Raw genomic sequence first — 13,307 nt, forward strand, 5'->3', positions numbered from 1 at the left:
GCTCTACTTGCCACGTGCCCGCTCCTCGGCCTGCGCCGCCAGGATCTTCGTCACCTCGGCGACCAGATCGCCTTCCGCCACCGTCACCTGCGCCGGGCGCGCGGCGCGCCATTCGACGTTGTCGGTGATCTCGGCCGACAGGCGCGCGCCTTCGATCAGGTCCTTGACCTGCACCTCGCCCTTGGAGCGCTCGTCGCCGCCCTGGATGACCGCGACCGGGCTGCCGCGGCGGTCGGCATATTTCAGCTGCGCCTTCATGCCGGCGCCGCCGAGATACATTTCGGAACGGATGCCGGCGGCGCGCAGGTCGGCGACCATCTTCTGGTAGCGGCCGAGACTTTCAATGTCCTTGTCCATCACCAGCACGACGATTGGGGCGACGACATCGGAGGTGTCGAGCTTGCCCAGGTTCTTCAGCGCCGTCATCAGCCGGGAGACGCCGATGGAGAAGCCGGTCGCCGGCACCGGTTCGCCGCGGAAGCGCGAGACCAGCCCGTCATAGCGGCCGCCGCCGCCGACCGAACCGAAGCGCACGATCTGGCCGTCCTCGTTGGGGATCTCGGCCAGCAGCTCGGCCTCGAAGACCGGACCGGTGTAGTATTCGAGGCCGCGCACGACGGATGTGTCGATGAGCACGCGGCCGCTGTAGCCGGCGGCATCAACCATGGCCGCGATCGCCGCCAATTCATCGACGCCTTCGCGCCCGGTGTCGGCGAAATAATCCAATGTCTTCAGCCAGCGGATCTGGGCCGCGTTCGGCGAGATGTCGGTGGCGGCTTCGAGCTTGCGCCATTCGCCAGCCGCCGCGCCGGGCTCGTAATTCATGAAATAGAGAACCGTCTCGATCGCTTTGCGCTCGAGGCCGGCGCCCTTGGTGAAGTCGCCACTTTCGTCCTTGCGGCCGGCGCCAAGCAATTGCGCGATGCCTTCGGGCCCGATCTTGTCCAGCTTGTCGATGGCGCGCAGCACGGTCAGTCGGCGCCCGGCATTGTGGTCGCCACCGAGGCCGATCGCCTCCAGAACGCCGTCGAGCACCTTACGGTTGTTGACGCGGATGATGTAGTCGCCGCGCTTGATGCCGAGCGCTTCCATGACATCGGCCATCATCATCGTCATTTCGGCATCCGCAGCCACCCCCGCAACACCGTTCGGCGTGCCGATCGTGTCGGCGTCGAACTGCATGAACTGGCGGAACCGGCCGGGGCCGGGCTTTTCGTTGCGGAACACCCAGCCGGAACGATAGCTGCGATAGGGCTTTGGCAGCTTGTCGTAGTTTTCGGCGACAAAACGCGCCGTCGGCGCGGTCAGGTCGTAGCGCAGCGACAGCCACTGGTCGTCGTCGTCCTGGAAGGAGAACACGCCCTCATTCGGCCGGTCCTGGTCGGGCAGGAATTTGCCGAGCGCGTCGGTGTATTCGATCATCGGCTGGTCGACAGGCTCGAAACCGTAAAGCTCATAGACGGAGCGGATGGTCGCCATCATCTTCTCGACGGCGCGGATGTCTTCGGCGCTGCGGTCGGCAAAACCGCGCGGCAGCCGCGCTTTCGTCTTTTCCGGTTTGTCGGCCATGGGGATAGGTCTTTTTCACTAAGTAAACGCTGACTTATTTCGAGCGGGCGTGTCCTAGACGATACAGCCTTGGGCGGCAAGGGTTAGCGCCCCTTCCCTTCTCTCCTGTGGGAGAAGGTGTCGCCGAAGGCGACGCATGAGGGGGGCTCCAGCTTGGCGCTGACGGCACTCCGGCCAACACCCCTCAACCGTCTCGGCGCTGCGCGCCGATCCACCTTCTTCCACAAGGGGAGAAGGGAAAAGCGTTCTACTTCGGCCTTTTGAACCTCTCCCTTTCCTTCTCCACCTCGGCTCGGCAGACGCAGCCTTCGAGATGGTCGTTGACCAGCCCCATCGCCTGCATGAAGGCGTAGACGGTGGTCGGGCCGACGAAGCTCCAGCCGCGCTTCTTCAGTTCCTTCGATATCCGGACCGAGACCGCCGTGGTCGGATTAGCGCGCAGATGCACGAGGTCGACGATCACCGGCCGCTCGTCGGGGCCTGGCTCGAACTTCCAAAACCATGCGGCAAGCGAGCCGGCCTCGTCGGCGAGCTCGCGGGCGCGCCTGGCATTGTTGATGGTCGAGACGATCTTGCCGCGATGGCGGATGATGCCGGCATTGCCGAGCAGCCGCTCGACATCCTGGTCGGTGAAGGCCGCCACCTTGTCGAAGTCGAAGCCAGCGAAGGCCTCGCGGAAATTGTCGCGCTTGCGCAGGATGGTGAGCCACGACAGGCCCGACTGGAAACCTTCCAGGCAGATCTTCTCGAACAGCCGGCGATCGTCGGCCACCGGCCGGCCCCATTCATGGTCGTGATAGTGCAGATAGTCGGGCAGGTTGCCGTGCCAGAAGCAACGCGCGATACCGTCGGGGCCGTCGAGCAGGCCGGCATTTTCTTGTCCCATCACCAGAAATCCGTTCGTTAATGCGCGCAAGCGTCGGTTTTACCGTGGCTTTACCAGATTCCTGAACCGGCCGGTAACCACACCAAAAAGTTTACTGACAAGTCGGCATTTTACGCATTCCGATTCATGTTTCGGTTGCCGCTCCGCGCCAAGGATCGCCACGCCGAGGGTCCCACCTTCGGATGAGTTCGACGATCAAGGTGCGTTCCCGATGAAGACTGCGTTCTCTTTACTGCTCGGCGCAGCCGCGGTGCTTGCCGCCGGCGCGACGACCTCCTTCGCCAATGACCGTTATGCCAACAGGCCGCCGGTGATGGTGAGCCCCGATCTCTCCGCACCCTGGGTGCTGCAGCTCGGCCATGCGCCGGGCATCGTGCGCCCGGCCCGCCAGCCAACGCAGCAGCCGCAGCGGCGGCTTTTCCAGGCGCAGCCCGACCAGCAGCGCACTGCGGCCGTGCAGCAGCCAGCCAGGCGCATGGTGATGCGGCCGCAGATCGACCCGATCTACCTGCCGCAGGAAGTCGCCTATGACGGCCCCCAGAAGCCAGGCACCATCGTCATCGATACCCACCAGAATTTCCTTTATCTGGTCGAGAAGAACGGCAAGGCGCGGCGTTACGGCGTCGGCACCGGCAAGCCCGGTTTCGAATGGTCGGGCACGCACAAGATCACCGACAAGAAGGTGTGGCCGGACTGGCGCCCGCCGGCGGCGATGATCGCCCGCGAAGCGGCCAAGGGCCGCTACCTGCCGACCTATCTTGCCGGCGGCATCGAGAACCCGCTCGGCGCGCGCGCGCTCTATCTCGGCACCACCGAATACCGCATCCACGGCACCAACCAGCCCTGGACGATCGGCGGCGCGGTGTCTTCCGGCTGCATCCGCATGCGCAACGAAGATGTTGTCGATCTTTACGAGCGCGTGAATGTCGGAGCCACGGTCGAGGTGATCTAAAGCATGTCTCCCGAAAGTGGGAACCGGTTTCGGGATAAAGACATGCGTAAAATCAAAAACCTAAAGCGCATGGAGCGAACCTGAAAGATCGCGACGCGCTTTAGGCAGCACTGAGTCGTTTTTGGCGTAGTGTTGCCCTCAAGCCATAGCGCGCTTTTGGGGGAGGTGCTTAGATTGACACCGAGTTAGCGGGGGACGGGCCGTGTGGGGATACGGCCAGTCACGAAAGGGCAGCGTGGGCAACCGCGCTGCCCTTTTTCGTTTCCGACAAGGTGCGACAAGGTCGTCCCCCGGGTGCGACACGAATCGTCACCAACTGCGGCAGGTCGCCCCGGAAGCATGGCATTTCGTTTTCGGTGCTGATTTCCAGGCCGTCTTCTGCTAATGCGGCGCACAATCTCCCAACACCGAGGGTTCAGCCATGTCCCGGTCCGACGACAGCCGCTATCTCAGGGGTGGTCCGGTCGCCCAGCGCATCATCGCTGCCGTGCGCGAGGACGCCACCATCGCCACCGCCGAAGGCTTTCCGCCGAAGCTGGTGTCGATCACCGTCGGCGATATTGCCGCGGTCGACGTCTATGTGCGCAACCAGCGCGCCAAGGCCGAGCTTGCCGGCATCGGCTTCGAGGAACGGCGCTTTGCCGCCGACATCACCGCGGGCGAGCTGGAAGCGGCGATCCACGGCCTCAATGCCGACCCGCGCGTCACCGGCATCATTATCCAGCGGCCGGTGCCTGCGCATATCCCGATCAAGACGCTGCAGGCGGCGGTGCATCCGCTGAAGGATGTCGAGGGCATGCATCCGGCCTCGATCGGCAACATCGTCTACAACCAGCTCGATCTCGCGCCCTGCACGGCAGCCGCTTCCGTTGAATTGCTCAAGGAGACCGGCCTCGATCTCAAAGGGCTCGAGGTGGTCGTGGTCGGCCATTCCGAGATCGTCGGCAAGCCGATCGCCTTCCTATTGATGAGCGAGGGCGCGACGGTGACGGTGTGCCACCACATGACGCGCTCGGTGGCGGCACATGCGCGGCGGGCAGACGCGCTGTTCGTCGCCGTCGGCAAGCCGCGGCTGATCAAGGCCGACATGGTAAAGCCGGGCGCCTGCGTCATCGACATCGGCATCAATGCGGAGATCGGCCCCGACGGCGAAAGCCGCATCGTCGGCGACGTCGACACCGAGAGCGTCAAGGAAGTCGCCTCCTGGATCACGCCGGTGCCGGGCGGCGTCGGCCCGCTCACGGTGGCGATCCTGCTCCGCAACACCATGGTGGCGCTCAATCGCCAGCGCGCGCTCTACCGCGCGACCTTCGGCGTGGCGGACACACTCGCGGCGGAATAGCTATTCGGCAGCGATCAAATCGCTTTCGGACACACCTTCCGGCTTCGGGCCGCCATAGGCCCAGTCGAGCAGTTTTATCGTGTGCACCACGGGCAGCTTCGCTGCGGACGCGATCTGGCTGATGCAGCCGATATTGCCGGTGGCGACAACTGAAGCGCCGGTCGCCTCGATATTCCTGACCTTGCGGTCGCGCAGTCTTGCCGAAATCTCGGACTGCAGGATGTTGTAGGTGCCGGCCGAACCGCAGCAAAGATGCCCTTCGCGCGGCTCGCGCACGACGAAGCCTGCCTTGGTGAGAAGCTCCCTCGGCTGGCGCGTGATCTTCTGGCCGTGCTGCATCGAGCAGGCCGAATGATAGGCGACGATCGTGCCCGGCTTGCGCACCGGCTCGGGCAGGTCGAGGCCAGCCAGATATTCGGTGATGTCCTTGGACAGCGCCGAGACGCGTGCGGCTTTTTCGGCGTAAACCGGATCGAGGCGCAGCATGAAGCCATAGTCCTTGATCGTCGTGCCGCAGCCGGATGCGGTGATGATGATGGCGTCGAGCCCGCCCTGCTCGATCGCGCGCGTCCAGGCGTCGACATTCCGCCTGGCTGATACAAGCGCTGCTTCCGCGCGGCCCATGTGATGGACGAGCGCGCCGCAGCAGCCTTCGCCCTCCGGCACCACGGCCTCGACGCCGAGCCTTGTCAGCAGCGAGATGGTCGCCTCGTTGATGGCCGGATCGAGCACCGACTGCGCGCAGCCGGTGAGGATGGCGACGCGGCCGCGTTTCGCGCCCTGGCCGGCATGCACGCCGGGCGTGGCCATCGGCGATGCCGGCGGGATCGATGAGGGCGCAAGCTTGAGCATCGCGGCGACCGGCTTCAGCGCCGGCAACTTCTCGAACAGGCCGATGAACGGCCTGCCGAGCCCGGCCAGTTTCAGCGCAGCACGGAAACGGCCCGGGTAAGGCAGCACGAAAGCCAGCATGGCGCGCGTCAGCCGGTCGAGCGGCGGGCGCTTATAGGTCGCCTCGATATGGGCGCGGGCATGATCGACCAGGTGCATGTAGTTCACGCCCGAGGGGCACGTCGTCATGCAGGCGAGGCAGGACAGGCAGCGGTCGATATGGGTGACGATCTCCTTGTCAGCCGGCCGGCCGTTCTCCAGCATGTCCTTGATGAGATAGATGCGGCCGCGCGGTGAATCGAGCTCGTTGCCTAATGTCACATAGGTCGGACAGGTGGCGGTGCAGAAGCCGCAATGCACGCATTTGCGCAGGATCTTTTCCGATTCCGCGACATGCGGATCGGCAAGCTGGGCAAGGGAGAAATTGGTCTGCACGCAAAAATCCTTACTGTCCCAGAAGCCAGCTTTGCGGGTTCCTGACCGGCTCGCCGCGCTGCAGCGCCTGCAGGCCGAGAATGCAGCGGACGATGAACCAGACGGCAACCGCAAACATCAGCAGAAAGCCGATCGCGAGCATCATCAGGACCACCGAGATCAGCGCGTAGAGAAGGCCGATCCAGAAAGTCCTGATCAGGAATGTGTAGTGGCTTTCGACAAAGCCACCCGCCTTGCCGCGATTGATGTAGGCAAGCACGACTCCGATAATGCCGGTGACGCCGATGACAAGGCTGGTGAGATAAAGAATGTAGATGACCAGCGCATTGGTCTGACCCGGCTCAAGCCAGCGGTCGGTCTGGCGCGATCCGGTGTCCTGGCCTGGATTGGTATTGCTCATGGTGCTGCTCCCTCCGTCGAACGAGGAAGAGTAGCAGAGCTGGAGCCCGGCGCCATGCGGCCGGGGTTGAGAATGTGCTTCGGATCGAACTCGGCCTTGAGTCTGGCCGACAGTCCTGCCAGATGCGGCGGCTGCGGCTCGAACACCGGCAAAGCTGCGCGATGCGAGGCGGAGGCGCGCACCAGCGTGGCATGGCCGCCGCCATGTGTCTGGATCAGTCCGCGCAGCTGCTCCGCCTCGGGGTCGTCCTCGCGCATCGCGAGCCACACCAGTCCACCCTGCCAGTCGTAGAAAGCGTCGACCGCGGCCTGCATGCGCAGCGCCATCACCATGTGGTGCGCCTCAGACGGCGGCATCGAGACGCGCCAGACCGGCCTCGCACCACTATCGGCGAAGGGCACGCAATCGCGAATGTCGCGCCAGATCGTTTTCGAGGCATCGCCCGCGATCTCTTGCAGCGGGCCGGCCTTGCCGAGCAGGTTCCGCAGTGCCTCGATGCGGTAGACGACCGACGGCCCAAAGCCCTCGACGCGCAGCAGCGTGGCGGCGTCGCTGCCGAGATGGCCGGCGGCGACGCGCGCGGCGATCCGCTCCGGCAGGTGCGCGGCGCTCGAGACCTCGGCGCTGGAGCCCAGCGCCAGCGCCATGGCGGCGACGGCGGCATCGTCGAGCAGGCCGCGGATGGCCAGCGTCACCTCGGTCTCGGCCGCGGGCAGGACCTTGAAGGTGACGTCGGTCAGCACGGCGAGCGTGCCCCAACTCCCCGCCATCAGCTTCGAGAGATCGTAGCCGGTGACGTTCTTGACGACGCGGCCGCCCGACTTGAAGGCCTCGCCGCGGCCGGAGACGGCAGCGATGCCAAGGATGTGGTCGCGCGCGGCGCCTGCTTTCAGGCGTCGCGGGCCGGACAGGTTCGAAGCCAGCACGCCGCCGAGCGTGCCTTTGCCCGGCGCGCCGCCGAGCAGCGGGCCGTAATCGATCGGCTCGAAGGCGAGTTGCTGGCCGCTTTCGGCAAGCAGCGCCTCTATCTCGGCGAGCGGCGTGCCGGCCTTGGCCGAGAGCACTAGTTCGGCCGGCTCGTAAAGAGTGACGCCAGAGAGTTTCGAGAGATCGAGCGCATGCCCGGTCTGCAGCGGACGGCCGATTCCGCGCTTGGAGCCGTGGCCGAGGATCTCAAGCGGTGATTCTTCTGCCGCCGCCCATTGGATGGTGGAGAGGACTTCGGCAGGTGAGGAGGGGATGAAGGTGGTCATGGGTGAGCCTGTTTCCTCGCCCCCGCGAAGCGGGGGAAAGAACGTAGGTCGCGTTCCTTCACACGCCCCTCTGTCCTGCCGGACATCTCCCCCGCAAGGGGGGAGATTGGCAGTTTCGGCGCCCCGCCTTCCCACCAACATTGGAGATTGGCGAAATCCGACGCGACATCCGATCTCCCCCCTTGCGGGGGAGATGTCCGGCAGGACAGAGGGGGGTGTTCAAGCGCCAGGGTATCCACTCAAAACCTCGGAATGTCCGGAAACGCCATCTGCCCGCGATGCACATGCATGCGGCCGAGCTCGGCGCAGCGGCGCAGTTGCGGGAAGACCTTGCCGGGGTTGAGCAGATGGTTGGGATCGAAGGCGCATTTGACACGCATCTGCTGGTCGAGGTCGATCTGGTTGAACATTTCGGGCATCAGGTCGCGCTTCTCGACGCCTACGCCATGCTCGCCGGTCAACACGCCACCAACCTCGACGCAAAGGCGCAGGATGTCGGCGCCGAAGCTTTCGGCCTTGTCGAGTTCGCCCGGCACATTGGCGTCGTAGAGGATCAGCGGGTGCAGGTTGCCGTCTCCGGCATGGAAGACGTTGGCGACGGCGAGCCCGTATTTCTCGGAAAGGTCGCGCATGCCGGCCAGCACCCTCGGCAGCTCCTTGCGCGGTATGGTGCCGTCCATGCAGTAGTAGTCGGGCGAGATGCGGCCGACCGCCGGGAAGGCCGCCTTACGCCCCGCCCAGAAGCTCAGGCGCTCCTGTTCCGACTGCGAGATGCGGCAGGTGGTTGAGCCGTTGCGGTGGGCGATGGCCTCGACGAGGCCGATCAGGTGGTCGACCTCGACGCTCGGCCCGTCGAGCTCGACGATCAGCAGCTCCTCGACATCGAGCGGATAGCCGGCATGGACGAAATCCTCGGCCGCATGGATCGCCGGGCGATCCATCATCTCCATGCCGCCCGGGATGATGCCGGCGCCGATGATGTCGGCAACGCACTGGCCGCCCTGCTCGCTGGTCGGGAAGCCGATCAAGAGCGCCCGCGCCGTCTCCGGCTTCTTCAGGATGCGCACCGTGACCTCGGTGACGACGCCGAGCAGGCCTTCGGAGCCGGTCATGACGCCGAGCAGGTCGTAGCCCTCCTGGTCGAGATGGCTGCCGCCGAGCCGCACTACCTCGCCATTCATCAGCACCATCTCGATGCCCAGCACATTGTTGGCGGTGAGCCCGTATTTCAGGCAGTGCACGCCGCCCGAATTCTCCGCGACGTTGCCGCCGATCGAGCAGGCGATCTGGGAGGATGGATCGGGGGCGTAGTAGAAGCCCTCCTGCTCGACGGCGTTGGTGATGCCGAGATTGGTGACGCCCGGCTGGGCGACGACGATGCGGTTGGGATAGTCGATTTGAAGGATGCGGTTGAAGCGGCTCATCACCAGAAGCACCGCATCCTCGAGCGGCAGCGCGCCGCCCGAAAGCGAGGTGCCGGAGCCGCGCGGCACGACGCGGATGCTGCGCTCATTGCAGTATTTCAAGATGCGCGACACCTGCGCCACCGTTTCCGGCAGCACGACGACCAGCGGCAATTGCCGGTAGGCGGTCAGGCCGTCGGTTTCGAAGGCGCGCATCTCGTTGGCCGTGTCGACGACGCCCTCGCCCGGCACGATGATGCGCATGTCGGCGACGATCTCGGCGCGCCGGCTAAGCGTCTCGGCATCTGGCTTGGGCATGGCAAGGCCGGACATGGGCAGCCTCATCTGGCTTGACTGGTCAAAATCTTTTACCAGTGAAGCGTGGTTGTTGCAAACCCTGCTTTGGTCGGGATTGGGCATCGACCATATGTACGTGCTTCCGCAGCGGCAATCTGCCGCTGCACATCAATCGCTTTTGAAGAGCTTCGCGGACTACTCGCCCGGATGCTTGGCCGGCTCGGAGTGCATGCGCCGCACCCGGCGCACGCCCCACCAGACGAGCAGCACGGCCACCGGCACGGAGGCCGCGGTGACGACTTCCGGCGCGAAGGCGTGGCCGAAGACCGAAACGCCCTTGGCGACATAGCCGATCAAGCCGACAACGTAATAGGAGACGGCGGCAACGGAGAGGCCTTCGACAGTCTGCTGCAGGCGCAGTTGCAGCCGGGCGCGGTTGTTCATCGAGGCCAGCAGATCGCGGTTCTGCTTCTCGACGTCGACATCGACCCAGGTGCGCAGCAACGTGGTGGTACGGGTAAGTTTTCGCGAAAGATTGGCCTGGCGCTCCTCGACCGAGCGGCACGTGCGCATGGCCGGCGCCATGCGTCGCTGCAGGAAGCCCGCCCAGGTGTCGTAGCCTTGCACCGGCTCCTCCTCCAGCGCCCCCAGCCTCTCGGTGACGATGCCGTCATAGGCGCGGCTGGCGCCGAAACGGTAAAGGCTGGACGCCGCGTCCGCCTCCAGTTCGGCGGCAAGTTCGGTGAGGTCGGCAAGCAGCGTCTGGCTGTCGCGGGTCTCGGCCGCCTTCATTTCCAGCGTGGTCTGCGCCAGCCGGTCCTCGATGCGGCGGGCGCGGCCGGACAGTGTCAGCGCCAGCGGCAGACCAAGCATGGCAAGCGTCCGGTAGGTCTCGATGTCGATCAGCCGCTGCGACAGCGCGCCGGTGCTGGCAGGCGTCAGGCCGCGGTCGAGCACCAGCATGCGAGTCAGCCCGTCGCCGTCCTGGCGGAAGTCGGTGATGATGGCCGCGGCGCCGCGCTCGACCAGCGAATAACAGAGGCTGGTCGGATCGAAGCCGGCGATCAGCTTCTCGCTTGCCTGCGTCCATTTGCGGATCTCGAGCCGGATGCCGGAAATCACCGTTCCCGGCGGCGAGAAGCCGTTGCCGAACGGCGAATCCTCCTGACCACGGCCGCTTTCGGCGAGCGGTCCTTCCCAGAGGTAGGTGGAGAACTCGGTGTGCCTCTCCCAGCGCAAGCTGCCCTTGCCCCATTTCATGGCATGGTGGCGGGCATGGCGTTCGGGCGCAGCGATGCCCAAGCGCCGCGACAGGTCCGACAGCACGGCATGGTCGACAGACGAGCCGCCTTCGGTCATGAAGGAGAGCTGGATGAGCACGCGTGGCTTCTCGACCAGCGGATGCGGACGGGCATGCACCTCGCCCAGCGCGCTGGGCCGGCCCTCATGCGCCGGAAAGCCCATGACGCTCCCCTGGGCGCGCGGCTGAAATTCGAGATTGGACGTTTCGTCCGACACGGCTGGCCCCCTGGTTTCGACCGTTCGTGCAACACCAGTCCTCTTGCGGCAATCGGCAATGCACGTAAACAGCAAATTTTTCGCAGGCACGGATGGGAAGGCACCACGCCGGAACCGATGCGATCCGGCAAATTGGATAAATAATTTGACCAGTTGGCGACAGACGCTTTAATCTGCGCGACATTCATTCTGTTCCCAGGCGTCTCTCCGTTGAGCGATATCTTCTCCAGGATCGAGCATTCGCGCACCGCCGACGAGGTGGTGCAGCAGATCGAGAGCCTGATCCTCGAAGGCGTGCTGCGCACCGGCGACCGGCTGCCTGGCGAGCGCGAGCTGGCGCGCCAGTTCGAGGTGTCGCGGCCGATCCTGCGCGATGCGCTGAAAGCGCTGGAGGCGCGCGGGCTGCTGACCACCAGACCGGGCGGCGGCACCCATGTCGCCGACGTCATCGGCCAGCTTTTCACCAAGCCGGTGACGGATCTCATCTCCACGCATCGCAAGGCAGTGACCGACTATCTGGAGTACCGGCGCGAGATCGAAGGGGTGGCCGCCGAATATGCGGCGCGGCGCGCGACGCCGGAGGATCTCGCGCTGCTCGACCGCATCATGGCGCGCATGGACGAAGCGCACCGGACCGGCGACTTCGACGACGAGGCGGAGATCGACGTCGAGTTTCATCACGCCGTCTGCGAGTGCGCGCATAACATCATCCTGTTGCACACGCTGCGCTCCTGCTACCGGCTGCTCTCCGAGGGCGTGTTCCAGAACCGGCTTCTGGTGTTCACCGTGCCCGGCGCGCGCGAGGCGCTGCTTGAGCAGCACCGGGCGATCCATGCCGCGATCAAGGCGGCGGATCCGATCGCGGCGCGGAAGGCCGCGATGGACCACATCACCTATGTCGAGCGCTCCATGGCGGAAGCTGAGCGCAGCGGCGACTGGCAGCGCGTGTCGAGGCTGAGGCTGAGACAACGCTCTGAAGCCGGCGACGCCGAACCCACACGCAAACGCTCCTAAGCACTGATCAAGCGGGGACCATCATGAGCGAAATCCTGACTATCGCCGATCTCAAGGACCTGGCGCGCCGCAAGGTGCCGAAGATGTTCTTCGACTATGCCGATTCCGGCGCCTGGACCGAGAGCACCTACCGCGCCAACGAAGAGGACTTCGGCAAGATAAAGTTCCGCCAGCGCGTGCTGGTCGACATGAGCAACCGCTCGCTGGAATCGACCATGATCGGCCAGAAGGTGGCGATGCCGGTGGCGCTGGCCCCAACCGGGCTGACCGGCATGCAGCATGCCGACGGCGAGATGCTGGCGGCGCAGGCGGCGGAAGCGTTCGGCGTGCCGTTCACGCTGTCGACGATGAGCATCTGCTCGATCGAGGATGTCGCCTCGGTAACGAAGAACCCGTTCTGGTTCCAGCTCTATGTGATGCGCGACAAGGATTTCGTCTTCAACCTGATCGACAGGGCGAAGGCGGCGAAATGCTCGGCGCTGGTGCTCACGCTCGACCTACAGATCCTGGGCCAGCGCCACAAGGATATCCGCAACGGGCTGTCGGCGCCGCCGAAGCTGACGCTGAAGAACATGCTGGACATGGCCATCCGCCCGCGCTGGTGCATGGGCATGGCCGGCACCCAGCGCCGAACCTTCCGTAACATCGTCGGCCATGCCAAAGGGGTGGGAGACCTTTCCTCGCTGTCGTCCTGGACGTCGGAACAGTTCGATCCGCAGCTTTCCTGGAAGGATGTCGCCTGGATCAAGGAGCGCTGGGGCGGCAAGCTGATCCTGAAAGGCATCCTCGACAAAGAGGACGCGCTGAAGGCGGCCGAGACCGGCGCGGACGCGATCGTCGTCTCCAACCATGGCGGGCGGCAACTCGACGGCGCCGCCTCCTCGATCTCGGTGCTGGAGGAGATCGCCGATACGGTCGGCGACAGGATCGAGGTTCACATGGACGGCGGCATCCGCTCGGGCCAGGACGTGCTCAAGGCGCTCTGCCTCGGCGCCAAGGGCACCTATATCGGCCGGCCCTTCCTCTACGGCCTCGGCGCCATGGGCAAGGAGGGCGTCACCAAGGCGCTCGAAATCATCTACAAGGAGATGGACATCACGCTTGCGCTATGCGGCAAGCGCCTGGTGACCGACGTGAGCAAAGACCTGCTTCGGCGCTAAACCCGTGTCGCACGATCGTGTTCAGGTCCTTGTTTTTGCCCATGTTACAAAATCGCTGCGCACCCTTGGGCGACATGCGCTAGTACCTCTGCACAGAGGATTTGACGGTTTCGATGGGTTGTAGCCTGGGTAGGCTGTCGGGTTCGACGAGCAGTTCGATGCTGCGCGCGAGGCCCGGTTGCTTGCG

The 13,307-nt window shown here is 64.9% G+C and carries 11 protein-coding genes; 4 read left to right on the plus strand and 7 right to left on the minus strand.

Annotated elements, in window-relative coordinates:
• Positions 1-3 precede the first annotated feature (3 nt).
• Complete coding sequence (gene hisS / locus RFN28_RS28150; RefSeq protein ID WP_320290399.1) at positions 4-1,569, minus strand: histidine--tRNA ligase; 1,566 nt, start codon at positions 1,567-1,569, stop codon at positions 4-6.
• 247 nt (positions 1,570-1,816) lie between these two features.
• On the minus strand, positions 1,817-2,455 hold the full coding sequence (locus RFN28_RS28155; protein ID WP_320290400.1) for a DNA-3-methyladenine glycosylase I: 639 nt from the start codon (positions 2,453-2,455) through the stop codon (positions 1,817-1,819).
• A 211-nt stretch (positions 2,456-2,666) separates the two neighbouring features.
• Between RFN28_RS28155 and RFN28_RS28160 the strand changes: the two genes are divergently transcribed.
• Both RFN28_RS28160 and RFN28_RS28165 read left to right on the plus strand, forming a co-directional pair.
• Positions 2,667-3,407 carry a L,D-transpeptidase gene (locus tag RFN28_RS28160; protein ID WP_320290401.1) on the plus strand — a complete coding sequence of 247 codons (741 nt, stop codon included), beginning with the start codon at positions 2,667-2,669 and terminating at the stop codon, positions 3,405-3,407.
• Positions 3,408-3,828: 421 nt separating this feature from the next.
• A complete protein-coding gene (locus tag RFN28_RS28165) occupies positions 3,829-4,749 on the plus strand; it encodes a bifunctional 5,10-methylenetetrahydrofolate dehydrogenase/5,10-methenyltetrahydrofolate cyclohydrolase (RefSeq protein WP_320290402.1) in 921 nt (306 codons plus the stop codon).
• On the opposite strand, the gene glcF is transcribed toward RFN28_RS28165, so the two are convergent.
• The 5 genes from glcF to RFN28_RS28190 form a co-directional block, all read right to left on the minus strand.
• Positions 4,750-6,075 carry a glycolate oxidase subunit GlcF gene (gene glcF, locus RFN28_RS28170; RefSeq protein ID WP_320290403.1) on the minus strand — a complete coding sequence of 442 codons (1,326 nt, stop codon included), beginning with the start codon at positions 6,073-6,075 and terminating at the stop codon, positions 4,750-4,752.
• Positions 6,076-6,085: 10 nt separating this feature from the next.
• Entirely contained in the window at positions 6,086-6,475 is a 390-nt protein-coding gene (locus RFN28_RS28175) for a DUF4870 family protein (RefSeq protein ID WP_320290404.1), read from the minus strand.
• Positions 6,472-7,728: a glycolate oxidase subunit GlcE gene (gene glcE / locus RFN28_RS28180; protein ID WP_320290405.1), complete on the minus strand. Its 1,257-nt coding sequence runs from the start codon at positions 7,726-7,728 to the stop codon at positions 6,472-6,474. The genes RFN28_RS28175 and glcE overlap by 4 nt, the downstream gene beginning before the upstream one ends.
• 239 nt (positions 7,729-7,967) lie before the next feature.
• Entirely contained in the window at positions 7,968-9,464 is a 1,497-nt protein-coding gene (locus RFN28_RS28185) for an FAD-linked oxidase C-terminal domain-containing protein (RefSeq protein ID WP_320290406.1), read from the minus strand.
• Positions 9,465-9,623: 159 nt separating this feature from the next.
• Positions 9,624-10,946 carry a DUF3422 family protein gene (locus RFN28_RS28190; protein WP_320290407.1) on the minus strand — a complete coding sequence of 441 codons (1,323 nt, stop codon included), beginning with the start codon at positions 10,944-10,946 and terminating at the stop codon, positions 9,624-9,626.
• Between the two features lie 210 nt (positions 10,947-11,156).
• Between RFN28_RS28190 and RFN28_RS28195 the strand changes: the two genes are divergently transcribed.
• Complete coding sequence (locus RFN28_RS28195; protein WP_320290408.1) at positions 11,157-11,960, plus strand: FCD domain-containing protein; 804 nt, start codon at positions 11,157-11,159, stop codon at positions 11,958-11,960.
• Between the two features lie 23 nt (positions 11,961-11,983).
• On the plus strand, positions 11,984-13,120 hold the full coding sequence (locus RFN28_RS28200; RefSeq protein WP_320290409.1) for an alpha-hydroxy acid oxidase: 1,137 nt from the start codon (positions 11,984-11,986) through the stop codon (positions 13,118-13,120).
• Positions 13,121-13,307 lie beyond the last annotated feature (187 nt).

Origin of the sequence: Mesorhizobium album (assembly GCF_033977205.1) — a bacterium.
Lineage (GTDB): Bacteria > Pseudomonadota > Alphaproteobacteria > Rhizobiales > Rhizobiaceae > Mesorhizobium > Mesorhizobium album.